Origin of the sequence: Levilactobacillus sp. FUA 3915 (genome assembly GCF_044053135.1) — a bacterium.
Taxonomy (GTDB): domain Bacteria; phylum Bacillota; class Bacilli; order Lactobacillales; family Lactobacillaceae; genus Levilactobacillus; species Levilactobacillus lanxiensis.
Genome location: NZ_CP168704.1, coordinates 2,025,292 through 2,049,616, shown reverse-complemented (window position 1 = coordinate 2,049,616; position 24,325 = coordinate 2,025,292). Strand labels below are relative to the sequence as shown.

20 protein-coding genes are annotated in these 24,325 nt (G+C 53.3%); 9 read left to right on the top strand and 11 right to left on the bottom strand.

What is annotated here, in order from left to right; genetic code table 11:
• Positions 1–6: 6 nt before the first annotated feature.
• Entirely contained in the window at positions 7–975 is a 969-nt protein-coding gene (locus tag ACEPST_RS09520) for an ABC transporter substrate-binding protein (RefSeq protein ID WP_204122149.1), read from the bottom strand.
• A 1,226-nt stretch (positions 976–2,201) separates the two neighbouring features.
• Positions 2,202–3,104, bottom strand: a complete 903-nt coding sequence (locus ACEPST_RS09515) for a DegV family protein (protein WP_204122148.1) — start codon at positions 3,102–3,104, stop codon at positions 2,202–2,204.
• Between the two features lie 776 nt (positions 3,105–3,880).
• Between ACEPST_RS09515 and trpX the strand changes: the two genes are divergently transcribed.
• The 5 genes from trpX to ACEPST_RS09490 are packed head-to-tail and all read left to right on the top strand — an operon-like array spanning position 3,881 to position 6,981.
• The gene (gene trpX, locus ACEPST_RS09510; protein ID WP_203637523.1) at positions 3,881–4,876 is read left to right on the top strand and encodes a tryptophan ABC transporter substrate-binding protein; all 996 of its coding nucleotides are present in this window, start codon (positions 3,881–3,883) and stop codon (positions 4,874–4,876) included.
• The gene (locus ACEPST_RS09505) at positions 4,873–5,772 is read left to right on the top strand and encodes an ABC transporter permease (protein ID WP_203637524.1); all 900 of its coding nucleotides are present in this window, start codon (positions 4,873–4,875) and stop codon (positions 5,770–5,772) included. Before trpX ends, ACEPST_RS09505 begins: the two co-directional genes overlap by 4 nt.
• On the top strand, positions 5,765–6,535 hold the full coding sequence (locus ACEPST_RS09500) for an ABC transporter ATP-binding protein (RefSeq protein ID WP_204122147.1): 771 nt from the start codon (positions 5,765–5,767) through the stop codon (positions 6,533–6,535). The genes ACEPST_RS09505 and ACEPST_RS09500 overlap by 8 nt, the downstream gene beginning before the upstream one ends.
• A gap of 14 nt (positions 6,536–6,549) precedes the next feature.
• Complete coding sequence (locus ACEPST_RS09495) at positions 6,550–6,822, top strand: GNAT family N-acetyltransferase (RefSeq protein WP_395390676.1); 273 nt, start codon at positions 6,550–6,552, stop codon at positions 6,820–6,822.
• Between the two features lie 42 nt (positions 6,823–6,864).
• Complete coding sequence (locus ACEPST_RS09490) at positions 6,865–6,981, top strand: GNAT family N-acetyltransferase (protein WP_395391000.1); 117 nt, start codon at positions 6,865–6,867, stop codon at positions 6,979–6,981.
• 78 nt (positions 6,982–7,059) lie between these two features.
• On the opposite strand, the gene ACEPST_RS09485 is transcribed toward ACEPST_RS09490, so the two are convergent.
• The 4 genes from ACEPST_RS09485 to ACEPST_RS09470 form a co-directional block, all read right to left on the bottom strand.
• Positions 7,060–7,467 (bottom strand): hypothetical protein, encoded by a 408-nt coding sequence (locus tag ACEPST_RS09485; protein WP_204122145.1) that lies wholly within the window; start codon positions 7,465–7,467, stop codon positions 7,060–7,062.
• 492 nt (positions 7,468–7,959) lie between these two features.
• On the bottom strand, positions 7,960–8,832 hold the full coding sequence (locus ACEPST_RS09480; RefSeq protein ID WP_204122144.1) for an NAD(P)-dependent oxidoreductase: 873 nt from the start codon (positions 8,830–8,832) through the stop codon (positions 7,960–7,962).
• 23 nt (positions 8,833–8,855) lie between these two features.
• Positions 8,856–9,482 carry a MucBP domain-containing protein gene (locus ACEPST_RS09475; RefSeq protein ID WP_204122143.1) on the bottom strand — a complete coding sequence of 209 codons (627 nt, stop codon included), beginning with the start codon at positions 9,480–9,482 and terminating at the stop codon, positions 8,856–8,858.
• Positions 9,483–10,047: 565 nt separating this feature from the next.
• Positions 10,048–10,827 (bottom strand): TerC family protein, encoded by a 780-nt coding sequence (locus ACEPST_RS09470; RefSeq protein WP_204122142.1) that lies wholly within the window; start codon positions 10,825–10,827, stop codon positions 10,048–10,050.
• A 151-nt stretch (positions 10,828–10,978) separates the two neighbouring features.
• On the opposite strand from ACEPST_RS09470, the gene ACEPST_RS09465 reads away from it, so the two are divergent.
• Positions 10,979–12,379 carry a serine hydrolase gene (locus tag ACEPST_RS09465; RefSeq protein WP_395409180.1) on the top strand — a complete coding sequence of 467 codons (1,401 nt, stop codon included), beginning with the start codon at positions 10,979–10,981 and terminating at the stop codon, positions 12,377–12,379.
• A gap of 681 nt (positions 12,380–13,060) precedes the next feature.
• Here the strand turns inward: ACEPST_RS09465 and ACEPST_RS09460 are convergent.
• The gene (locus ACEPST_RS09460) at positions 13,061–13,687 is read right to left on the bottom strand and encodes a glycoside hydrolase family 73 protein (RefSeq protein ID WP_204122141.1); all 627 of its coding nucleotides are present in this window, start codon (positions 13,685–13,687) and stop codon (positions 13,061–13,063) included.
• Between the two features lie 114 nt (positions 13,688–13,801).
• On the opposite strand from ACEPST_RS09460, the gene ACEPST_RS09455 reads away from it, so the two are divergent.
• On the top strand, positions 13,802–14,788 hold the full coding sequence (locus ACEPST_RS09455) for a YdcF family protein (RefSeq protein WP_204122140.1): 987 nt from the start codon (positions 13,802–13,804) through the stop codon (positions 14,786–14,788).
• On the opposite strand, the gene ACEPST_RS09450 is transcribed toward ACEPST_RS09455, so the two are convergent.
• The 3 genes from ACEPST_RS09450 to ACEPST_RS09440 form a co-directional block, all read right to left on the bottom strand.
• Positions 14,780–15,757 (bottom strand): linear amide C-N hydrolase, encoded by a 978-nt coding sequence (locus tag ACEPST_RS09450; protein ID WP_204122139.1) that lies wholly within the window; start codon positions 15,755–15,757, stop codon positions 14,780–14,782. The two genes, ACEPST_RS09455 and ACEPST_RS09450, sit on opposite strands and share 9 nt — an antisense overlap.
• A gap of 722 nt (positions 15,758–16,479) precedes the next feature.
• Positions 16,480–17,241, bottom strand: coding sequence for an acetoin reductase (locus ACEPST_RS09445; RefSeq protein ID WP_204122138.1), 762 nt, complete (start codon positions 17,239–17,241; stop codon positions 16,480–16,482).
• A 605-nt stretch (positions 17,242–17,846) separates the two neighbouring features.
• Positions 17,847–18,077, bottom strand: coding sequence for a hypothetical protein (locus tag ACEPST_RS09440; protein ID WP_203642956.1), 231 nt, complete (start codon positions 18,075–18,077; stop codon positions 17,847–17,849).
• Between the two features lie 202 nt (positions 18,078–18,279).
• Between ACEPST_RS09440 and ACEPST_RS09435 the strand changes: the two genes are divergently transcribed.
• Together ACEPST_RS09435 and ACEPST_RS09430 are read left to right on the top strand one after the other, a co-directional pair.
• Positions 18,280–21,096 (top strand): MMPL family transporter, encoded by a 2,817-nt coding sequence (locus tag ACEPST_RS09435; RefSeq protein WP_395390672.1) that lies wholly within the window; start codon positions 18,280–18,282, stop codon positions 21,094–21,096.
• A 677-nt stretch (positions 21,097–21,773) separates the two neighbouring features.
• Entirely contained in the window at positions 21,774–22,577 is an 804-nt protein-coding gene (locus ACEPST_RS09430) for an SDR family oxidoreductase (protein WP_204122136.1), read from the top strand.
• A gap of 311 nt (positions 22,578–22,888) precedes the next feature.
• Here ACEPST_RS09430 and ACEPST_RS09425 read toward each other — a convergent pair whose 3' ends face one another.
• Positions 22,889–24,325, bottom strand: coding sequence for an MFS transporter (locus ACEPST_RS09425; protein ID WP_204122135.1), 1,437 nt, complete (start codon positions 24,323–24,325; stop codon positions 22,889–22,891).

The following is a 24,325-nucleotide window of genomic DNA, read 5'->3' as shown; positions in this document are numbered from 1 at the left end:
CCTTTCTTAAGGTTCTTTGATTTGACTAGTTTGTAGGCCAATGGCTTTCGTGTTGGCCTTGTTGACGTACAGGTGCAGTTTCTTAGCGGTTTGAACGGCCATGTTCTGTGGCTTTTGGTTCTTTTCCAAGACGTTGTAGGCCATCTTCCCGGTCTGCTTGCCCAAGTCGTAGTAGTTCAGGCCGTAAGTCGCGGTGCCCCCGTCTTCGGCCATTTCAATCGAGCCGGTGACAACGGGCAACTTGGCCGCCTTGGCCTTGGCACCGATAGTCTTCATGGCGCTGGCCATCAGGTTGTCAGTTGGTAAGTACAGGCCGGAAATCTTGCCGGTCAGACCTGCCAGGACGCTGGAAACGTCGTTGGTGCTGGTGGCACTGACGATCTTTAATTTCAAATTGTGCTTCTTAGCGTAGGCCTTAGCCAACTTGACCTGGAGCACGGAGTTTTCTTCGGATGAGTTGTACATGATGCCGAGCGGTTGGTTGCCCTTGGTCATGCTGGCCAGCAATTTCAGCTGGAGGCCAACCGGGGTCAAATCGCTGGTCCCACTGACGTTGGTCTGCGGCTTGTCGTTAGACTTGACCAACCCAGCGGCTTTCAAATCAGTCACGGCGGTCACCAACGTTGGCGTGGTCGTGGTCTTCTTGGCTAAGGCCTGAGCGGCTGGTGTCGCAATTCCCAGCAGTAAGTCATTCTTTTGTTGAACCAATTGTTGGCTCATGGTGTTCAGGTTCGATTGATCACCCTGCGCGTTTAAGTAGTGGTAGGTCACCTTGGTTGATTTGCCGTGGGCTTTGAGTTCTGCCTTCAGACCGGCCTTGAACCCTTGCCGCGCCTCATCCAGGGACCCGTGTTGCACGACCTGTAAAATGCCGACGTTCAAGCTGCTCTTGTCGGCGCTGGACTTGCTGGAGCACCCGGCTAAGACGAGGCCCAGTCCCATTAACGCTAAACTGCTAACTAATAATTTCTTCATAATCAATTCCTCCAAGGTATGGTGGTGCTTTTATTTTCGGGCCGGTAGAACTGTCACCGGTCAACGATTGACTGATCCTTTAATTGGTAAATTTAACCAATCTTCCAGCGGAATGACACGCCCTGCGTCCAGGGCCATCACCGTTTCTCGAAAAAAAAGAAGTCCGAGAAAACAAAAAACACCAGATAGATTCTGAGTAGAATCTACCTGGTGATATCGGGCCCGATATATTTTCTCCAGATAGATTATACCCGTATCTATCTGGCGCTAAGTTCATGCTGAAAAACTTTAGCTATTCGATAGATACAAACGCAATTGAGCGGCGCGTTCGTATCCAACGAGGTGAATACAAACGCTATCTAAAGAAAAAGCTAAAGGCAAATTGGTTATTTAAATGAGTTAGGCTATTGAGTTTCATAATGGCAAAATCCCTTTCATTTATCAATTTACTCTCTCAGTTAACCATGAAAAAATAAGACTGTCAACCCTGAATTTTAATTTAATTCTCATTTTCGGATTATGTAGTCGTTGCCCTCGCCTCCGGGAGACTGCCCATGGACCGTGACGCTGTGGGCGGACACCCAGAGCCAAAAGGCGGTCTCTGGGATGCTTTGAACCGCTAAGGGACGCGTTTCAAAGACACCAATTCCCTAAGCGGCTCAACCCGCCACTAAGGGAATTCCCACGGCTGAGTCCATTGGCAGTCTCCCTGCGGCTAAACGACGTTCAACCCGAAAATGAGATTTCTGACAATTACTAAGTTGGTGGACTGGTCATTCTGTGAGTGTACGTGGCAGTTATCCTATCGTTCAAACTCGATTGAAGCAGATTGAACTAGGACAGCTCTCTCTAAAATTAGTGGAATTAAAAATGAACCTGACCATCGACTGTGGAACAAATTCCAATCAACCTAAACGTCCACCGCAACTGTGGGGCTAAACCAGTGTTAGCCGCAGGGCTGGGAAAACTGGGCCGGTCGTGGAAGTGACCAGAGGCGGATCAAAGTGACCAGCTGTGTCGATGGTCTTAGCTGAGGTTTCTCACTCAGCTTAGACCATGGGACAACCTTTGAGACCGCACTTCGGCTCAAAGTTGAGGTGGAAGCCCGCTTCTCAGGCTGGAACCGGCCCCACAGCAGGGCACTTTGAATCCGCCGCCGGGAACGGACGCGACCAGGCCCAGTTTTCAACAGCCCGGAGGCGAAAAGCAAACACAACGTTTAACCCTTAAAGTTCGCTGACGTTTGGTTCGGGGGTGAGGAGGCTGCGGTAGTCCTGGCACCAAGCCAATCCCATCGCCCCATCCCCAACATGCACCCCAAAGCTAGGCCCAATCAAGGCCACATCAAATTTAACGGTTGGGAACCGCTTCTGCGCACCGGCGAGCCAGCGTTGCGTGGCTTCCGGTTGGTCGGCGTTCAAGACCGTCGCCTTAACCGGGTCGGCCCCCGCCAAATCAGCGGCCAGGTCATCCAGGAAGTCTGCCATGGCCCCCTTCAACCGCAAGGCACTCCCGGCCACCCGCATTTTACCGGATGGATCAAAAATCAGGATGGGTTTCCCCGCCAACAAGGGCGTACTGCCGGGGCTGTGGCTGGGATTGACCTCCCCCGTGCGTAACAGTGGCTTGATGGAATCCACCACAAACACACTGTGCGCGGTTGCCCGTAGCTTAGTGAGCTGGGCGAAGACTTCCTTGACCGAGTGCCCCTTCGCGACCAGTTCAGCGGCCAGGCGCACCTGGTCCCCCATCGTCGTGAGGATGCCGCGAGAGTCCCACGGCCAAACGTGGACACTGGTAATATTTTCAACGTAAGCGGCCAACGTGTTCACCAGCCCGGAAATCCCGAGTGAGGGCCCAATCACGATGACGTCGGTCACGCCCGTTTTAGCCAAAGCATCACAGGTCGCCTTCACGGTCTTCATGGAAACCTGCGGCGCGGTCGGCACCATTTTTTTCGATTTGGCCAACCGCATCAAGCGGTAGTAATCGGCCGTGCTCAGGTCTTGATACTCGTGGTACTGCCGGTTGCCAAACATAATTGGCGCGGCCAAGAGCGTCACCTGGCGCTCCGCCGCCTCGTCAAAGTCCATGCCGGCAGACGTATCCGTTAGAACTGCAATTTTCATTGATGCAGCCTCCTTGTGTCGTTTCATTCGAGGGTGTGCATCCCCCGCAACTGTTATCGTCCAGTATACCAAAAATCAGCGCCACCCAACGCCAAAGTTTGTGATTTCCGGGCAACGATTCTTCTACCTGTCTCTTACATACCCCTCCTTATTCTGGACGATTTATGACCGTATCTAAATCACATAGTCCCACACCAGAAAAAGATGCGACGACCAACACGGCCAACCTCAGTGACCAGAGGCGAATCAAGTTTCCCGGCTGTGTCGATGTTCTTAGCTGAGCGGGCTACTCTCAGCTTAGAACATGGGGCGACCTTTGAGACCGCTCTGTGGCTCAAAGTCGAGGTGGCAGACCGCCCCTCAGGCTGGCACCGACCCCACAGCAGGGATACTTGAATTCGCCGCCGGGAACGACAGTCGGTCTGTTGGTCCAAACCAATTTGCAAAAAAATGAAAATTAAGGTTGACGCCTTTTAAGCGTTGCCGTAAACTAAAATTATTCAAACAACGGAAAGAAGGAAAAGTTAATGCAAATGTCTACCACAAAACTTAATGGACGTTGGCAAAGCCGGTAATCAAGTCGTCATCAGTGTTGATGCGACTTGAGCTCCCAGAGCGATTCTCGCATCTGCGCCGGCTAACTTTTCTATGCAAAAGCCCGCACGGATGTATCATTCCGGTTTTGCGGGCCTTTTTATTTGGGCACCCAGCCGGTCTGGGTGCTCTTTTTTGTATAATCGACCGTTGCCAACCACCATTAAAGTGAGGTTAACCAAATGAAACGTCTATATGGACTCATTGCCATTTTACTTATTTTTCTCGGCTTTGCCTTCGTTCAGGAGAGCAAGCCCGAATCAGCTGCTAAGAAGGAAGTCCCAACGGTTGGGATTCTCCAGTTGCTTTCTCACCCGGCCCTCGATGCCATTCACAAAGGCATCATCCACGGGCTCGCCGAAGAAGGCTACACCGTGGGCAAGAACGTCAAGATTGATTTTCAAAACGCCCAAAATGATCAGAGTAATCTGAAGACCATGAGTGCCCGCTTCGTCAACGAGAAGGCGGCCGCCATGATTGGGATTGCCACCCCATCCGCCCAGGCCTTGGCCAACGCCAGCTCGAACATTCCCGTTGTGCTGGGGGCCATCACCGATCCGATGGGCGCCGACCTGGTCAAGAGCAACACGCATCCCGGCAATAACGTGACCGGGGTCTCCGACCAAGCGCCATTGAAGGCCCAGCTCAAATTGATTCAACGCATCATGCCGAAAATGAAGACACTGGGAATCATCTACACGTCTTCCGACGACTCCGCCACCGCCCAGTATCACCAATTCAAGGCCCTTTGCAAAAAGGAACACGTCCAACTCAAGGCCTACTCCATCGCCAGCACCAACGATTTGAACCAAGTCGCTGAACAGATGGTCAGCCAGGTCGACGCCATTTACGTGCCGACCGACAACACGGTGGCCAGTGCCATGCAAACGCTGGTCTCCACGGCCAACGCCAAGAAGGTCCCCGTTTTCCCCGCCGTCGACACCATGGTCAAGGCTGGCGGGCTCGCCACGTTGAGCATCAACCAGTACAAGCTCGGGGTTGAAACCGGGAAGATGACCGCCGCCATTTTAAACGGTAAGAACCCGGCCGACACGCCCATTCACTTCGAGAAAAAGGGTGAAATGACCGTCAACCTGAAACAAGCCAAGAAGCTGGGCATCACGTTGCCCGCCGACGTTGTTAAAGAAGCCAAAGCACACGGGGAGGTTTTTAAATGAGTTTAGCAGTTTCCGCAATTGGACAAGGCCTCCTCTGGGCCGTTCTCGGGGTCGGCTTATTCCTGACCTTTAGAATCTTAGATTTCGCTGATATGACGGTTGAAGGCACGTTCCCACTGGGGGCCGCCACCGCCGTCGCTGCCATTGCCAACGGGATGAACCCGTTGCTCGCCACGTTACTGGCCTTCGTCATCGGCGCCCTCGCCGGCCTGATCACCGGGCTGCTCTACACCAAGGGGCACATCCCCATCCTGTTAGCCGGAATTCTGGTCATGACGGCCTGCTACTCCGTTAACCTGCGAATCATGGGCCGGGCCAACGTTTCCCTCCTGGGGAAATCCACCTTATTTAAGAATCATTTCTTAGCCTCCCTACCCCAATACTTCGACAGCGTGGTGCTGGGAACCCTGATCATGGTGATCATCACGACCATCGTCATCTACTTCCTGCAAACGGAGCTGGGCCAAGGGTTCATCGCCACTGGGGATAACCAAACCATGGCCCGTTCCCTCGGCATCAACACCGACAACATGAAAATCATGGGCCTGATGGTCTCCAACGGCCTGATTGCCTTTGGTGGCGCGCTGGTCGCCCAAAACAACGGGTACGCCGACGTCAACATGGGAATCGGTATCATCGTTATCGCGCTGGCCTCCATCATCATTGGGGAAGTGGCCTTTGGCGATTTGACCCTGAACCAACGGCTGGTCGCGGTCACGCTCGGCAGTATCCTCTACCGCTTCGTCCTGCTGCTGGTCCTCAAGTTGGGCTTCAGCGCCAACGACCTGAACCTGATTTCCGCCATCATCTTGGCACTCTGCATGATGCTGCCGGTCTTCAAGAACGTGTTGAACTTCAAGCACCTTGTGAAACGGGGGTTGGATACCAATGACTAAACCATTACTGGAATTAAAGGATGTCGTGTTAAAAGTCAATCGCAACACGCCCGAAGAAATCACCATTTTAAATAAGCTCAACCTGACCATCAACGCCGGCGAGTTCATCACGGTGTTGGGCTCCAACGGGGCGGGGAAATCCACCCTATTCAACGCTATCGGGGGCGACCTCAGTATCGATAGCGGTCAGATTCTCCTGAACGGCAAGGATATCGCCCACGAATCCGTGGAAAAACGGACCCGCTTCCTGGCTCGCGTTTTCCAAGATCCTAAGCTGGGGACGGCTCCCCGGATGACGGTCGCCGAAAACCTGTTGCTGGCCGAGCGGCGCGGACAACGCCGCGGCTTGTTGCCCCGGGGGCTGAACCACCACATGGCCCACTACAAGGAATTGACGGCCACCATGCACAACGGCCTGGACGACCGCCTGACCACGGCGACCGGGAACCTGTCCGGTGGTCAACGCCAAGCGCTTAGCTTCCTGATGGCCACGCTAAAACGCCCGGAAATCTTACTGCTGGATGAACACACGGCGGCTCTCGATCCCCGGACCGGTCAGGATCTAATGCATTTAACCAATGAACGGGTCTCCCAAGATAAGTTGACCTGCTTGATGATCACCCACCACATGGAAGATGCCCTGACGTACGGCAACCGGCTGATTGTCCTGCACCACGGCAAGGTCACCTATGACGTGGCCGGCGCCGATAAGCAAGCTCTGACCAGCGAAAAACTCTACAGCTTCTTCGCCGAGATTGAATAGGAGGTCCCCTTCTCATGGAAATCGTCATTTCAAATGCACCCTTCAACCGTGCCGCCGCCCTGTCCTTGCGGCAAGCCACCTTCGTCACCGAACGCGGCATTCCCCGCGACGTCGAGTTTGACGACCGCGATACGCCGGACCGACTCTACGTGGTCGCTTACCAACGGCCAGAACTGCCGGTCGGCACGTTGCGGCTGGAACCCCAATCGACGACAGAAATGCGCTTCGGTCGGGTCTGCACCAGTCAGGCCTTGCGCGGTCAAGGTATCGGTAGCCAGGTCCTGTAGGCCGGTGAGAACTGGGCCAAGGCCCACGGCTTCACCAGCGGTCTGATTGACGGCGAGCTCACCGCCAAAAGTTTCTACGAACGCTGCGGCTACCACGTGGTCGGCGAGCCCTTCGAAGAGGACGGCGCCCCAGTGGTGACGTTGAAGAAGGCCCTGTAACTTAACTAAAAATTGCATTGAAAAGACCGTGTGACGAAATTCCTGTCACACGGCCTTTTTAATTTCACTGAAGTCTCGTTACTTACGCTGCCACATCGCGTCAACCGCAACAATCACGGGTGCCGCAACAATCACAAACAACCGCAACACAAAATCCGTCCCCCAGCTAGTCAGCCAGCCCTCTTTACCAGCGGCATCCCCAACGCGGGCCGTGCCAAAACGCCCGGTATTGGCGTAACTAGCCCCATCACGTAAGGCCTCTTCTTCAGCATTGCCCCGCGGTCGCTGAATTTGTGATCCCTTATTCTTGCGAGAAAACTGCTTCATGATGCGGTAAGCACGCGGAAAACAGACGCCGTAACTCAAAACCACATAAACTGTCCACCACGAAAAAGTGAGATGCGGAGCCCCATGCGTGACCGGCACACTAAACAGGACGAACCAAAAGAGACAGGGAATAATTCCCTTTAAATATGATTTAACCATCAACTATTTCTCCTCTATTTCTATATAAATTAAAGATACCACCGGACTGCCAGCTGGACAATCCATGACCGCAAAAAGGCCGCCAATGACGGCGACCTCGATTTATTATTTTATTAAATGACGACCATCCATAGCATACAAACTAAACTCAGCAACTACCATAACCCACCGGATGACAGGGCTCATTCCCAGTCAACGACGGAATTGGGGCTAAACCAGTGTCAGCCGCAGGGCTGGGAAAACTGGGCCGGTCGTGGAAGTGACCAGAGGCGAGCCAAGGTGCCCGGCTGTGTCGATGGCCTTGGCTGGGGTATTTTCCCAGCCTAGTCCATGGGACAACCTTTGAGACCGCTCCTCAGGCTCAAAGTTGAGGTGAAAGCCCGCCCTTCGGCTGGAACCGGCCCCACAGCAGGGCGCCTTGAACTCGCCGCCGGGAACGGACGCGACCAGGCCCATTTTCACCAGCCCGGAGGCGCTGCCAAGCACACAAGTTTAACCAACCTTTTTCTCGTAAGTCTTGATTAAGCCCTGGGTGCCGTCGTTGCCTAAGCCGAAGTCGTCCACCATCGCCTCATACAACAGTTTAGCCTGCTTGGTAGCCGGCAAATCCAGCCCCATCCGGTCCGCTTCCTGCAAGGCAATCCGCAGATCCTTCAAGAAATGCTTGGCGAAGAACCCCGGCGTATAGTCGCCCTTTAAAATGCGGGGCACATAATTGTCCATGCTCCAGTTGTCGGCGCCACCACTGCTCAGCGTGGCCAAAACCTGTGGCAAATCCAGCCCGGCCGCCTTGGCGTAGACCAACATTTCCGTCAGTCCGGTCATCGTGCCGGCAATCATGATTTGGTTGGCCATCTTGGTGTGCTGACCCTTACCGGCACCACCGAAGTAGTTAACCCGTTGGCCTAATTGTTGAAAGACCGGCAAGACCTGATCATACGCGGCCTTATCGCCACCGACCATCACTGTCAGCGTGGCGTTCTTGGCCCCAACATCCCCACCGGAAACGGGGGCGTCTAACGCTTGAACGTCATGGTCGTGTGCCAGCTGCGTTAATTTTACCGCCAGCGCTGGGGTACTGGTCGTCATATCTACGACCGTACTGCCGGCTTGGATACCAGCAAAGATGCCGTGTTCGCCGGTGTACACCTCTTCGACGTCGCTGGGATAGCCGACCATGGTCATGACCAGTTGCGATTGTGCCGCCACGGCTTCGGGCGTCTCGGCCCAGGTGGCCCCAGCAGTCAAAACGGTTTCGGCGTGCGCCTTGGTCCGGTTGTAGACCACGACCGTTTGCCCCGCCTTCAAGAGATTCAAGATAATGCCGGTGCCCATGACGCCGGTCCCAATAAACCCAATTTGCATAAGCGTTACCTCCTGATTGTCACTTACTGATTAATCCATTTCCACGAGCTCGCCGTGAACTGAAAGGTGTGCAGCTTGTTCTTTACCAAATATGTGGCGCGCACCTGGTTGCGAGACACCAGTAACGTTTTAAACGTCGTCCCGCCAATCTTGCCGTGATAGGTTTTGCCCCGTGTCAGTCGTCGACCATTGACTGTGACCTTGCCCTTAGAAAAGTTAATCGCCTGAATGTATCCGGATCCCTTCAGGCTGGTGGACACATCAAAGATCTGATGATTCCCATTCATCTGAATATTAGTTAACTGAAGTGATTTTTTGCCCCATAGCCGAAAGAATGCCATGGCCGATAGAAACTTGTACTGCACGTGAATCGTCTTTTTGGTAAATTCACCCTGAAACTTTTTCGGCTGCTTCTTGTTCCACGAATACTGCCGGGAATCTATTTGTGCATTCTTATACGTTGTCCGGTAGTGCTGTCCCACCGGCCCCGTCAAGGTTTTTCGCGCCAAAACAGTGCCGTCCGCCACCTTATACGTGACGAGCACCTTGCCCGTCGTTGTTGCCGCCTGCGCACGGGTCATTGTGCCGCCGACGCCTAGCAGGATGCCCACTAGGATTAACCAATTGAAACGCTGCCACCAGGTCCGCATACCTTCATCTCCAATTTACGGGTTAAACATCTCTGCCCTCGCCTCCGGGCTGGTGAAAATGAGCCAGAACGTGGTGGCGTCCGTTCCCGGCGGCGGGCTCAAAGCGCCCTGCTGTGGGGTCGGTTCCAGCCTGTGAAGCGGGCTTCCACCTCAACTTTGAGCCTGAGAAACGGTCTCAAAGGTTGTCCCATGCTCTAAGCTGAGAAAAATCACTCAGCTAAGACCATCGACACAGCTGGGCACTTTGGCCCGCCTCTGGTCACTTACATTGACCACGTTGCTCATTTTCACCAGCCCTGCGGCTAACACAGCGTTAACTCGTAATGATATTTCGTTTCACCATTCTGTTTTCCTCTATAATGATTCAGCTTCTACCGGTTAGCCATGACTAACTAGCACAGTTTTCACTAACAGCTGAACCTACAATCGGCAAACAGAATTATCCCATCCCCCTAAAGGACCTAACCTTCAATTGAACAAGAACTAAACATATCTTTAGTATACCCATTTCTCTAGCTGGGCACTACAAAAAGGCCGCGAACATTTTCTGCTCGCGACCTTGGCATTAAGATTCAGTTTGTTTTGAGGCTTTTTCGGTCTTAGTTTGTGGTTGACGCCGCTTGCGGATCACGTGAATCAGCAACGTAATCACGATGGCGCCCAGCACGACAATCCCAAACAACGTGGCGGGAATTTCAATGTCGATGGCAGGAATCGAGACGAACAGCTTCAGGGCAATGATTCCAATCAGGATGTACGCCATTGGCTCCAGCTCGGGAATCCGCCGCATTAATTTCATAATAACTTCGGCAACCCCCCGCATGGCCAGAATCCCAATCAGTCCCCCAATCAAGACGATGACTGGGTTATTGGAAATGGCTAAGGACGCCAGCACGGAGTCCACGGAGAAAATGATATCCATCATTTCAATCTGCATGACCACCGACCAGAACAACGGTAGGAAGCGGCGTTTCTTGTCCTTGACCAGTTTTCGGGTATGCTTAACCCGGGTTTTACTGAAGTATTGGAACACCAGAAAGACCAGGTAGAGCGCTCCGATGACCTTGATTTCCCAGAAATTGATCAGGTACGTTCCCAGTCCAATGATGATGAATCGGAAGAGGTACGCGCCCCAGATCCCGTAAAATAACGACTTTTCCTGTTGTTCGCGGGTGGGCAGTGACTGCGTTTGGGCGGCTAACACGACTGCGTTATCCACCGACAATAGACATTCAATTAAGACCAGTGAAAAGATGATCAGCCAGTCGTTGCCGGACGTGATCACCGTTTCCCAGTTGTGTAAATCAAAGAATGGCCCATAGAGTTGGCCAAGAAAATGTAACAATGCTGGGTTCAGCTCCTCATAACTAATTTTATATTGGGGCTAAGTTTACCACACTCCCCTAAAAGTTGCGACCCATTAAGTTGCTTCACCCCATACTCTTTTAATGCCTTGGTTAAGTATCTTAACCTGTTTATAAAATAAATCGTTGAAAATGTTACTGAAAAGTGACAATCTTGTTACCTCTTCGCAACTATCCAGCGGTACCATGGGACTTACAACTAAGGGGAAATGGATGATGATTGTGAAGAAATTATGGTTAATCTTGGGGACGCTTTTGGTTGTTGGGGCTTTGGTGCCTGCCACTTCGGCGGATGCCAAAAGCTACCTGCAAATCACTAGCAAACAAAGTGTCAGCTACAACGCGCGGTTCACGAATCAGGCGAGCCGCAACGATGGTATTTATTACTATGCGCCGTATTACACGCAGCGCTCGGCTAAGACCCGCGATGCCAGCGGAAAAAATTGGCAACACCGCTTCGTCAAGGTCACCCAGACGGCCAAGCTCTCGAACGGGACGACCTACGTGAAATTCGCTTGGTACGGCAAAACGATTGGCTGGGTCAATCAAAACGCCCTGCAAAAGTACAGTCGTTCGCAAAATGCGGCCGCGTTACTAAACAACGCCCACTTCCAAGGAAGTGCCATGCTGTTCAACCACTACGCGACCGGCGCCAGCCTGGTCAGTGTCGGTAACGCCGATGCCACCAGCAAGTCAGCCAACAGCGCAACGACCCTCTTTCCCATCGCCTCGCTACAAAAGGTCATGACGGGGGCCATCATTGAACAATTGGCGGCCAGCAACAAGCTTTCCTTAACCGATAAACTCAGCAAATACTACCCCAGCGTTTCCGGTAGCGGCAGCATTACCCTCCGGCAACTGCTGAACCACCGTTCTGGCATCGACATGGACGAAAGCACGCCCGACAGCGTGTTGAGCACCCAGGCAGCCGAACTGAACTACACGCTCAGCCAGCTCAAGAGTACCGGTGGCCAAAACTTTAATTACACCAACGCCAACTACACCCTGCTCGCAGCGATTGCGTCCAAGGTCACCGGCCAAAGTTACGATAACCTGGTGCAAAGCCGGATCATCAAACCACTGAAACTGCAAAACACCTACGCCTGGGACAGCCTGCCTAAGGACAGCGTCGTGGCCAACGGTTACAGCTATAGCAATGGCAACAGTGTCGCTAATGGCGTCTCCCAAAAACTGATGTCCTCGCTGTTGGGCGCCGGCAACTACTACTCGACCCCATCGGATTACTACAAGATCCAAAAGGGCCTGCGTAACGGTAAAATTTTGACCAAGAACCAATACTACGATTTAGCCAACTATTACAAATTAAACTACGCCGGCGGTCTTTACCACTACAGCGGCGGCATCAAGCGCGTCCGTGGTGCCCTGACCGGTTCTGGTTACGAAACGATTTACTACGGCTCCGAGGGAAACAAGAAGGGTGTCGTCTTATTCGCCAACCAGAAGCCAACCAAGTCCATCGACACGTTGGCTAAGACCCTCTACGACCTCGCGCGCTACTACAACGAAAACTAACGATTCGGTCGCTGTCACTGCGCCTGCGGTAATTCAAGCCCTTCACCCTGTGGGGACCGGCTCCAGCCTGAGGTTCTGGCTTCCACCTCGAGGGTTCGGCCTTGATTACCTCCGGCTCCGTTAGGCAACAACCACGTGAGTTTCGTGGTCACGACTAAACTGTATCTGTTTGACTGTACTAAGAATCCCCGTCATCAACAGTCCTACTTGGACGTTGGTGGCGGGGATTTTTTTCAATCTTTTATTCAGTTATGTTCAAATTCAAGGATAGCTTGCTAAAATCAAATTGGCCATTTCTACCACGACAACCAACGCCGCCAGGAACCGGCCACGCCAGACGACCGACAAGTCAGCCCGCCACAACAGAACCAGCACCCACCTAACGGGCTAAACCAGTCTCAGCCGCAGAGCTGGGAAAACTGGGCCGGTCGTGGGAGTGACCAGAGGCGAGCCAAGGTGCCCGGCTGTGTCGATGGCCTTGGCTGGGGTACTTCCCCAGCCTAGCCCATGGGACAACCTTTGAGACCGCCCCTCAGGCTCAAAGTTGAGGTGGAAGCCCGCTTCTCAGGCTGGAACCGGCCCCACAGCAGGGCTCCTTGAGCTTGCCGCCGGGAACGGACGCGACCAGGTCCAGTTTTCACCAGCCCGGAGGCGCTGCCAACACACAACCAACAAAGCCCGTTAAGTGTCGTACTGGTTCAGGTTGTAGGTGGCGATGACATTGTCGAGTTTCTTGGCGTAATCCGGATCCGTGGCGTACCCGTTGCTCTGCAGCAACTTCGCCGCCGTCCGGTAATCCGTCACGGTCTGCTTGAAATAACTCTCCTTCAACAAGGCATCATGATCCAGAATCGCCGCGGTCAAACTAGGATAGTCCCGGAAATTAGCGTGAATCTTGATCTTTTTCCCATTAACATACTCGGTCGTGGGAAACGACTTGGTCTTGCCCTGATAACTGCCTTTCACCCCAAACGGGTTGTTGGCCTGAACAAACAGCGCGGACGTCCCCCAGCTCGATTCCAGAATGGCCTGGGCAATCACGATGCTGGGCAGGACCTGGCCATTTTGCTGGTACACGCGCACGGCCGGGGCCGCAATCTTCTTGATAAATTTCTGTTGCGTCGCCGTCTCACCAGTGTTGCCGGCACTATAGCTGGTCTGCTCGACGTGCGTCGCCTGCATGACCGTCTTGATTTTACCCCGCATTAACAGGCCGCCACCCAGTACCAACAGGATCATCACAAAGATCCAGGTAGCCATGGCGGGATTAGTCGTTGATTTTCGTTTTTTTCTCCGTCGTTTTGCCACCAGAATCCCCTCGTTTCCGTTATAATGGACTCAATTATACCGAGAAAAGTTTAAGGAACTGCTAAATTCAGAAAGTCTCAAAAAAACTTAACCTTTACGAAAGGAGCCGCGCGGATGCTGCTTACTGTGAGTGTCATTTTAATTTTATTAGCCGTCTTACTAACCTTCTGGCAACCCCACGGCCTCAGTTCCGCGGTGATGACCTGCATCAGCGGCGGCCTGATTATTCTCTTCGCCAGCTTCTCTCACCATCCTGGCTGGCAGCTGGTCGCCCACCTGGGTTGGGGCCTGATTACCATCATCGGCGTGGTCGGTCTCTTCAGTTTATTACTGATTCTAAATGCGCCCCACCTAGTCGTTCGCAAAAAGGAACGCCTGACTTACGGGCTCCTAGCCGGGATTTGGCTCTGGCTGATTCTCGGCGTGGGCTGGGGCTTCCGGTTGGCCAGTGGCCACTTCGGTGAAAGCTGGTGGCCGTGGGTGACCTTCATCCCCGCCTTCAGCGCCTATCTGGGCGTCCTCTACGGCGCTAGTCTGGTCGGCAGCCTGCGGGCGAACGTGTGGCGGGCCCGGCGCGCGGATACGATTCTGATTCTCGGCGCGGGCCTGCGCAACGGCCATGAAATTGGCCGCGTGTTGGGCAGTCGGTTGGATACGGCGCTAGCCCTTGCTAGACGCCAAAAAGGCCCCGTGACCCTCCTAGTTAGCGGAGGCCAGGGACCGGACGAAACGCTTTCGGAAGCCGCAGCGATGGCGGCCTATTTAGAGGACCACGATTGGCCCAGCGACCAGATTGTTCAGGAAACGCGGGCCACGAGTACCTTTACCAATCTCCTTTATAGTCAACGGTTATGGACGAAGCTGCCCCAACAAGGCGGCCGCGTCGTCATCGTGACCAACAACTATCACCTGTTCAGAGCCGAACACCTGGCTAGTCAGCTCGGTATTCGGTGTGGCGGTTACCCGGCACCGACCCGGTGGGGCTACTTGCCAGCGGCCTGGGCGCGGGAATTTCTGGCAATCATCATGCTGCATCCCCGCCTCCACCGTGGCGTTTTAATTGGCATGGTCGCGGCCAACATTCTGTGGTTCCTAATTTAACGCGGTCACGCTGAGCTGGTTGGGCACGTTGTAATACTTGGGCTTGGTCCACGTCAACATTTCCGGCGTCAAGCGCAACTGAACCGTGTCCAAGCGGTTGTAAGGCTGGAAGTAGTACGTCAGCGATTCGCAAACGGTGGCGGCGCGGTAGACCGAGTACGTCGGCCGGTACTTGGAGCTGCGCGGTACGGTCACGCTGTCCAGCAAGTGCCAGGCGCTGATAATGGCCTCGTCCTCGTTGTCCGGCAAATCGGCGCGTTCCTTGTAGTAAGCGGCGCGCACGAAGCGGCCCCCCGGTGTGAAGGATCCACTCGGCACGGGCTTACCGGAGAAGCGGCCGGTCGTCACGCGAGGCGCGTTCAATGGGACGGTGCCGGCGTCAAAGTCGTCGGTGTAGTTGACGTATTGGCCCAACCGTTCCAGCTGAAGCTCGAAATCCTTGCTGTTGGTGACGACGCCCAAGGGATTCTCGCGCACCTTCATGGGGAAATGCGTGGGCTCGATAACCACGGTCCGGCCGGTGCGGTCGACCACGGCGAAATGTAATTCGGAGTCGCCAATATCGTTCACGGCAAAGCGATTCGTCATCAATTGAATCTCGTCGAGGTGCGCTTCAATGTCGGCGACCGAGGCGTAGTGCCCCAATAAATAAAATGAAAATTCATACGGGGCCAAATGAACCTGGCCCGGCGTTGGCGTTTCCACGAGGTGTGACCCGTTGGCAAACGTCAATTTTTGTACGCTCAAGCCCATTTCGTTGACGCCATCGGACACGTCAATTTCATGGTCATGCGCCCCCCCACCACCGATCATGGCGTAGCGGTTGGTGTGAACCTCGTTGTCGTATAGGCCCTGCCACTGGAAGTTGCGGGGCACGAACAGGGGTTGGACGTATAGGGCGTGCCAATCCATGGTGCGGGCTAGGATGTGGCTGCCGTCTTTCGCAATCTGTAATATGCTGGTACACACAGGTGTCAGCCTCCTTTAAAATTGGTTGGGGTTGTTTGTCTGGGTTCCGTCTGCGGCCGCCCGAGCGCTAGCGCCTATGGGGCCCGGCTCCAGCCTGAGAAGCGGGCTTCCACCTCGCCTTGAAGCCTGGAAATTCACCAGTCTCCAAGGTCGGCCCGTGCTCTAGGCCGGGAAAATACCCCGACCAAGACCACCGACACAGGTCTCAGCGCTCAGCGGCCGCCGACTCCACCCAAACAACCAACCCACTTATTTTATCGCGTACTGATACCTGTGAGGTACCGCACGCGTTTTTGCCTTGGTTAATTAATTGTCTAAACTTGTTGCTGTAAAACTCTCTACTGCACAAACTCACCCGGTCTGGTGTGAGTTGTCGTTGCCCGTTTCATAACCACACTGATACCAGCCAACTGCCATTAACACCGGCACACAGCCAGTTGGTTTTGTCCTGGCCGTTGTCAGCGACCAGAGGCAACCTTGCGGACGCAGCTGTGTCGATGGCGTTGGCCGGCGTTCTTTGCCGCCCTAGGCCATGGGACGACCTTGAAGATGGACTTTTCAGCTTCAAGGCGAGACGGAGGACCGCCCCTCAGGCCGCAGTCGGTCCCCACAGCAGCGGGAGCAAGGCTTGCCGCCGGGAGCGAACTCCAAAACCCAAGTCAAAACCAAAAATCGGCCACCGCAATTAGCGATGACCGATAGCTTTATGCAGTTATTCTATTTTAAGCGAAATTAATCCCACCATCAACAATAATGGCTTGGCCGGTAATGTAATCGGACTTCTTGTCGGCTAAGAAGGAAACCAGGTTAGCGACATCGGCTGGTTGTTCGCCACGGCCTAAGGCAATGCTATCAATGTTCTTCTGTAAGGTTTCGCCTTCAGGAACGTTGTAGATTTTTGCCATGCGTTGGTCGATTTCATCCCACATTGGGGTGAGCACGATGCCTGGGCAGTAAGCGTTGACCGTGATTTGGTCCTTCGCTAATTCCTTGGCAGCAGCTTGTGTCAAGCCACGAACAGCGAATTTCGTTGCGGAGTAAGCACCCAACATTTCAAAGCCTTCATGGCCGGCGATTGAGGAAGCACTGATGATCTTCCCGCCAGTTCCTTGGGCCTTGAATTGTTCAGCAGCGGCTTGAATCCCAAAGAAAGCACCCTTGATGTTCACGTCTAAGATTTGGTCCAAATCTTCTTCAGAGGTTTCAATGACGGGGTCGATCTTGGCAATCCCAGCGTTGTTAACCATCACGTCCAGGTGGCCCATGTCGGCAACGACGTTCTTAACCAGGTCAAACATGGCTTGCTTCTTGGAAACGTCAACGAAGTAGCCCTTGGCACCATTGCCCACTTCAGCGGCAACGGCTTCAGCATGTTCCTTGTTCAAATCAGCCACGGCAACTTGTAAGCCATCGGAAACCAATTGCTTAACGATACCTTCACCAATACCTTGGCCACCACCGGTAACAATCGCAACTCTTGTCATACGCAAAACACTCCTTCTAATCTGATTTTTTCGAAAATAACCAGCGAATCCAGCCCCGCCTCCCGGACGACGTTAAATTAAGGGATAATTATTTTCCGAACACCTTCATTAAAGCATATAAATGTAAGCGCTTCAATTTATTTCACAAACAAAAGCGGCGGGCTCAGTCACGAATCGACCAACAACCACCGCCACACCAAGCATATTGCTTCATTTAGAACAAATAATCCAGCGGAAAAATAGCTATTTTTACTTACCAACCACAAACCCACAAGCGTAAATTCTTGCCAGCAGTATCTCCATTGAACAGCAATCGTTCAACCGAAATAAACTGACTGCTTCACTAGACATAACCACACAACGAAAAACATAGCAGCAAGCCCAAGCGGCTGTTGCCGCCCAGAACCGGAGGTAGAGGGGTACGGAACCCCTGTGTCGGTTTCGTTAGTCGGGGTTCCTTCCCGGCTTACGAAACGGGACGACCTTTGAGACTCGCGCTTTCCGAGGCTCAAAGGCGAGCCGGAAGACCGCTTCCCAGGCTGGAGGCGGTCCCCACAGGGGTGGAGTACCCCTCTACCGCAGGTGGCGGGCTAAGAAAAACCCGCTTAGGCTTGCGAAGCGTCGGTTAGGAAGGACTGGAAGCGCCTGTCGATTTCCTTCAACCGGGCCTCACTCCCCAAACTATCCGCCACGCTCGCCGTAATTTTCAGATAGGCAAACATGACTTGACTGGGATCTAACCCGGCCTGCGCGGCTAATTCCGTCGCAAACGGGTAACGTTGGTCAGTTAACATTTTTGCAAATGGGCTTTGGTAGGCCCGATGATGCTTAGCCATTGAAGTTCCCTCCCTTATTGGGTGATACAAGTGTTTCTAACCTTACCCCTTTAAGATTTTAAAGCAACTAAAGAGTTTCTTAAACTTTGTTAAATCCGTCTTAAAAAGGCCCGAAGCCCGGTCATTATGGTAAAATTGAGTATGGATTACACCCTGCTTGCACGGCGGGAGATTGGATACATAGAGAGGACTCAGACTACTTATGCAAGAACGGATTAGAAAGCTTCACCACAACCGAATTTTTGCACTCGTATTCTGGTTAATCGTGGTTTTTGCGGCCATTGTCACCTTGCCGAATGTCAATACCATTATTCAATATGATGGTCAACCACAATTGGCGAATACGAGTCAACCCGTTAAAGCAACCCAGATTCAAAATACTTGGGGGCGCAACTTAAACGGGACGTACACCGTCAACGCGGTTTTCAACAACCCGGGCGGCGCGCTCACCAATAAGCAATTAGCAGCGGTCAACAAGACCGTGGCCAATTTGCAAAAACGGTCAAGTTATTATGGGATTCAAAAGATTACCACAATGACCAACACGCCAACCAGCAAACCGCAACTGTATTCCAAGGATAAGTCGACCGAGGTTGTTCAACTCGCGGTCAGCCACAACCAAGGAACAGTTCGTCAAATTACTGGGCAACTCACCAGTCAAATTTCTACGCTCGGCCTCAACACGTATGTGACCAGCCCTGAAATCGTTAGTGACGCCGCGAACGAGCACATTTCGTCCTTCACGTTAATCGTGATTTTAATGACGTTACTGATTGCCTTAGTCGCCATGGGGATTTTATTCGCATCCATCATCGCCCCAATCATTACGTTCCTAGCCATTTTAATCAGTTATATTTCAACGCTTAGTTTGGCGACTAACCTGGCTTATCACTGGAACTTCGCGTACTCCGAGTACACACCGATCTTCCTCTTACTGGGAATCAGCCTTTTCACGTTGCTGACCAGCTTCTGGTTCTTCCGGGAACTGCGTAACCACGTGGATGATGGCATGGAAAGTCAAGAAGCCACTAGCAAAGTCATTCAGGACCTGGGTTACCGGATTCTGATCAGTACCCTGAGCCTGACACTGGCCTTTGGTAGCCTCATGCTCTTTGACTTCTCCACCATTCGGGCGTACGGCCTCCTCGGGATTGGCTTTGCCATCACCGGAATCGCCAGCGTCACCTTGATTCCCGTCTTCGCCGGTATGCTGGGAACCAGCCTCTTCTGGCCAAAGAAGACGCGGCCAAAGCTCAAGGATCACAAGTTATGGCATAACCTCGCCCGTTTCGGCCTCTGGCAGCCATGGATTGCCATTTTGGTCGTCCTCTACTTGGTCGGTCCATTTGCTTACAGCTACCGCAACCAACTCAACTATGATAATTCAACGGATATTCCAAATAACCAAGCCGTGCAGGGTGCTCGGGTCTTAAGTGCCCACTTTGGTCAAGGGAAAGCAACCCCATTGACCCTCTATGTTCAAACGAACAAACGTCTTGATAACCAAAACCAACTCTTCCAGCTGGATAACTTAACGAAGAAGCTGCGGGCCCAACCGGGTGTCGCCAGCGTCACGTCCGTTACCCAACCAGGTGGTCAACCCATCACGCAGTACTACGCATCAACCCAACTCAACTCGTTAACCAACGAATTGACCGGCGTGGTTGGTCAACTTGGGACTGTCCGCAACGATTTGAAATCAGACAGTGCCAACCTGAAACAGAAGACGTTGAAGGCTGAAATCAAACGCCTGCAACAACTCTCAACGCAAACCACTAGCTTAGTCAGCGACAGCAGCGCGCTTCAAAGTTCCCTGCAAGCTGCCCAAAGCAAGTCGAGCGCAAGTAGCACCAGCAGTACGTCCAAGAAGGTTACCCGCTACATCAACCAATTGAACGCCGTGAACTCCCAACTGAACTCAGCGATTGCCACCTTAAGCACGCTGTCCAGTGACGTCAGCACCACCAACACGGACGCCAGTGCCGCTCACTCAAACATGAGTAACTACGCCGAAACCATCAAGGCCGTCAACACCAGCCTGAATGATTCAAGTAAGCAAGTCATCACCATGCAGAAGTCCTTAAACAAGATGTACCTGTACCTGAGTGGCCTGCAATCATCCGAAGCAGCCAAGGCCTTGTACCTGTCCCCTACCCAAATCTCTAGCGGTGACTTCCAACAATCCTTGACCAACTTCACCGATGAAAAGGTTAAAGCCACTTACCTGACCATTACCTTGAAACATGCGCCAAACGCCAACGATACGGCCAAGACGTTGACCCAACTGAAACAAGTCGCTACCGCCCAATTACGCGGCACGATTATGGAAGGGTCCACGTTGACCTTCGCTGGCCAACCAGCCACGACCGCCACGATTCAAAACCAGTACCAACACGACTTACCACGGGTCTTACTCCTGGTCTTCGGGATTACGTTATTGCTCCTGATCATCTTCAGTCGGTCCATCCTGCAAGCCACTTACTGGTTCTTGACCTTCCTGGCCTCGACCGCTGCTAGTTACCAGTTGACCCACCTCTTGATGAAGTGGTTGACCGGCGACGGCGATTTCAACTGGCAAGTGCCACTGTTAGCCTTCGTGCCCGTCACGGTATTGGCCGTCGTAGAATTGACCCAGTTAGCCTTGAGCTACCGGTTAAACGACGCCCCACTGCTTGACTGGTTACTCCCAGGCATTAACGAAGTCGGCCAAACCATGCGCCACTCCCTGTTCATCATCATTGCCGGGGTCTTAGGCCTGTTGGTCGCTGAATCACAAACGTTGACCGCTGTGACCTTGATTACCATCTTAACGGCAATCATCTTCAACTTGACGCTGCCAATCATGGCATCCTCCTTCGGGAAGTTGTCCGTGATTCTCCCAGCACAGAAGCCACACGAGTTCCACGCGCCACACCGCAAGAAGCGGCAAAAGCGGGCGGACCGGCCAATGAAGTCGGCCAAGTCTAGCAAGGCAGATGCCAAGCCAACGACGACGCCTGACGATTCGAAGAAAGATTAATTAGATACATGAAAGCCACCGACCCCAAACAGGCCGGTGGCTTTTTTTGTTCAGCGATTGTGTCAATCCTCCGCCTGCGGCTTCCAGAGATTCCGCCTGCTGTGGGGAACGCCTCCAGCCAAAGAGCGGTCTTCCGGCTCGCCTTGAAGCCGCAAAAGACCTGCGTCTCCAAGGTCGTCCCATGCCCTAGGCTGGTAAAAAACACCAGCCAATGCCATCGACACAGCTGTCTCCATCTCTGGCTTCCTGCGGCTCTACATGGACGCCCTCACTGAACAACGCGCGTCCTCCTTCAACACATATCAATCTCAGAATAAGTTTGTCTCTCCACTTGTACCCGGCTGAGATGCGTTCCTCCGGCTCGGTTTGAAGCCCGGAAACCCACCGGTCTTCAAACACGTCCCACGGTGTTAGCTGAGAAAACACTCAGCTAACACCGTCGTCACAGCTACCTCCATCTCTGTCCTCCTCCGGCTAACGTTGTATTCCAACCATCACTTAGGTTGTTGATTTCCCCTCTATTCTTCCTCTCCACTTAATTCGTAACCACCTTCACTAAAGGACCCATGTCACCGCCTTTGCACCCAATTCCTAAAGTTAAGTAACTTTATTTGATTTTTGTAACTTCTTCATCTATACTCATCTTACAAAATAAAACAAATAAGGTTGGCAAAAATATGAAATTAACAAACAACACAATTATGATTACTGGTGGGACTTCTGGAATTGGCTTAGCCTTTGCGCTTAGGCTCTTGGACATGGGCAATCGCGTCATCGTTGTCGGGCGGAACCAGGCCAAAATCGATAACGTGCTCTCCCTGCACCCTGGGCTAGAAGCCATTCGGTCCGATATTAGTCAGACCACTGATGTAACTGCGCTAACGAATCAACTTGAACGCGACTACCCCGATTTGAATCTAGTCATCAACTCCGCTGGTATCATGCGGCAGTACGACTTATTTGACCCAGCGATTGCTTTGACCGACCTCACGTCCGAGGTCACGACTAATTTGAACGGCATTATCTACGTGACGAAATCATTACTTCCCCTGCTTAGTCGGCAACCTGAAGCCATGATTGTCAACATCAGTTCCCTGCTGTCCCTGGTGTCCGCGGCCGACTCACCCGTTTACTCCGCAACCAAGGCGGGCATTCACATGTACACGGACGCCCTGCGCGAACAGGTCAAGGCCAACCACGTCAACATCCACATCGTTGAGCTCCTGCCCCCCCTGGTGACGGGCACGAACCTGACCCAGCAATACGACAAGACCTTCCTGGACAAATTCGCCAGCTCCACCACCACGCAATTGGTCAATGCGGGCATCAAGGGCATGCAGAAAAACAAGCCGCAAATCGACGCCGGCTTCACCAAATTCATGCGTGTGTCAATGCACTTGGTTCCCCGGCAAGTGACCCACATCTGGGGCCAACAAACCATGACTGCCTTCCTGAAGAAACACAAACTACTTCACGCTTAATACGAAAATAGTCCGCTCGACAATTACCAGAAACAGTTGTCGAACGGACTATTTATTTGCTTAAATCACTACCGCCACCACCAAACTTAAACACCCACCGCAAATCGTGAGCCGGAGGCAGCTGGGGACAGAGCCACCTGTGTCGATGGTGTTAGCCCGGGCGGCTTTTCCCCGGACTTACAGCATGGGACGTGTTTGGAGACGGTGCCCTTCCGGCTTCAAACCGAGCTTGCGGACCGCCCCTCAGGCCGCAAGCGTTCCCCACAGGTGGCGGCGTCCCCAGAGGCCGCAGGCGTCATGGTTTAGGACGTTTAAGCTTTGGCGGGACGGTGGAAGAGACGAACCCCGGTGATGACCGTTGCCACCAAACAAATGGCTAACGAGACCATGAAGGCGACGCGCATTCCGCCGATGAAGATTTCCGGATGGGCTGGCAGATAGGCCGTGACATGGTGACCGGCGTAATGGCCCATCGCTGAGAACAGGACGGTCGTGGCGATGGAAATCCCGATGATCATCCCGAGCTCCCGCGCTAAAGCGTTGATACCCCCGGCGATGCCCAAGTTTTGCACCGGCACGGAACTCATCACGATGGAGTTGTTGGGCGACATGAAGATTCCGTTACCCAGCCCCACCAGACCGATGAAGAACATGAAGATCCACAACGGTGTCTGGAGAGTCGCTAGCATGTACCCAACCTGACTGATGGAAATCAGAACCAGACCGATAAACGTTAACAGCTCCGGGCCGATTTTATCCGAGACGGCCCCGGCAATCGGCGCGACGACGACCTGCACGATGGGGAACGTCATCAGCGCGTATCCTGCGTAATTGGCGGCCAATCCCCGGGCATTTTCCAGGTAGAACGGTGAAATCACGTTGAAGAAGAAGTTGGCCACGAAGATGAGGAAGGCACAGAGGATACTGATGCTAAAGCGTTTATTGGTAAATAATTTCAAGGCCAGAATCGGGTCGGCCACCCGCAGTTCGAGACGGACAAAGACCACGATGGCCACGATGGCAACCACGAACAAGCCCAGAATCAGCGGCTGAGCGAAGCCAATCTCCTGGCCGATAAAGACGCCGGCAAACAGACTGATCATGATCAAAGCGAATAAGCTCCCCCCCGCCTTATCAATGGGCGTGTGGGTCACGGTCACGTCCTTGGGCAGGATGCGTTGGCCGATGAACCAGGCAATGATGCCGACGGGCACGTTGATCCAGAAGATGTAGCCCCAGTGGAGGTGCGCTAAAATCAGACCACCGATCCCGGGCCCGGCAATACTGCCCAGCGCAACGAACGAGCCAATCATCCCGAGCGCCCGGCCCCGTTCATTGAACGGGAAGACTTCGGTGATAATGCCGTTGTTGGTCGCCATGGTCATGGCCGCGCCAATCGCTTGAATCGCGCGGGCCACCAGTAGAAAGGTCAGCCCGGCACTGAAGCCACACAGCAGTGACCCCAGGATAAACAGGACGGAACCTATTTTAAAAATGCGAATCTTGCCGCGAGTATCACCGAGCTTGCCAAAGATCAGTAGGAGCGCACAGATGGCAATCAGGTAGATGGACACCACCCACTCCGCCTGGTTCATCGGGATGTGTAGGTCCTTGCTCACGACGGGTAAGGCAATGTTGACGATACTGCCGTCCAGCGTCGACATGAAGGTAAAGAGGCAGACCGCAACGAGAATCCACCAGCGGTGTGCTTGAATCTGCGGGTCGTCCGCAAAGTTTTTCGGTTGCAT

What these genes read in the sequence shown, in the direction of transcription:
- ACEPST_RS09520 (WP_204122149.1), bottom strand. Translation starts at nt 975, where the DNA reads ATGAAGAAATTATTAGTTAGCAGTTTAGCGTTAATGGGACTGGGCCTC.
- ACEPST_RS09515 (WP_204122148.1), bottom strand. Translation starts at nt 3,104, where the DNA reads ATGAAAATTGCAGTTCTAACGGATACGTCTGCCGGCATGGACTTTGAC.
- trpX (WP_203637523.1), top strand. Translation starts at nt 3,881, where the DNA reads ATGAAACGTCTATATGGACTCATTGCCATTTTACTTATTTTTCTCGGC.
- ACEPST_RS09505 (WP_203637524.1), top strand. Translation starts at nt 4,873, where the DNA reads ATGAGTTTAGCAGTTTCCGCAATTGGACAAGGCCTCCTCTGGGCCGTT.
- ACEPST_RS09500 (WP_204122147.1), top strand. Translation starts at nt 5,765, where the DNA reads ATGACTAAACCATTACTGGAATTAAAGGATGTCGTGTTAAAAGTCAAT.
- ACEPST_RS09495 (WP_395390676.1), top strand. Translation starts at nt 6,550, where the DNA reads ATGGAAATCGTCATTTCAAATGCACCCTTCAACCGTGCCGCCGCCCTG.
- ACEPST_RS09485 (WP_204122145.1), bottom strand. Translation starts at nt 7,467, where the DNA reads ATGGTTAAATCATATTTAAAGGGAATTATTCCCTGTCTCTTTTGGTTC.
- ACEPST_RS09480 (WP_204122144.1), bottom strand. Translation starts at nt 8,832, where the DNA reads ATGCAAATTGGGTTTATTGGGACCGGCGTCATGGGCACCGGCATTATC.
- ACEPST_RS09475 (WP_204122143.1), bottom strand. Translation starts at nt 9,482, where the DNA reads ATGCGGACCTGGTGGCAGCGTTTCAATTGGTTAATCCTAGTGGGCATC.
- ACEPST_RS09465 (WP_395409180.1), top strand. Translation starts at nt 10,979, where the DNA reads ATGTTACTGAAAAGTGACAATCTTGTTACCTCTTCGCAACTATCCAGC.
- ACEPST_RS09455 (WP_204122140.1), top strand. Translation starts at nt 13,802, where the DNA reads ATGCTGCTTACTGTGAGTGTCATTTTAATTTTATTAGCCGTCTTACTA.
- ACEPST_RS09445 (WP_204122138.1), bottom strand. Translation starts at nt 17,241, where the DNA reads ATGACAAGAGTTGCGATTGTTACCGGTGGTGGCCAAGGTATTGGTGAA.
- ACEPST_RS09440 (WP_203642956.1), bottom strand. Translation starts at nt 18,077, where the DNA reads ATGGCTAAGCATCATCGGGCCTACCAAAGCCCATTTGCAAAAATGTTA.
- ACEPST_RS09435 (WP_395390672.1), top strand. Translation starts at nt 18,280, where the DNA reads ATGCAAGAACGGATTAGAAAGCTTCACCACAACCGAATTTTTGCACTC.
- ACEPST_RS09430 (WP_204122136.1), top strand. Translation starts at nt 21,774, where the DNA reads ATGAAATTAACAAACAACACAATTATGATTACTGGTGGGACTTCTGGA.
- ACEPST_RS09425 (WP_204122135.1), bottom strand. Translation starts at nt 24,325, where the DNA reads ATGCAACCGAAAAACTTTGCGGACGACCCGCAGATTCAAGCACACCGC.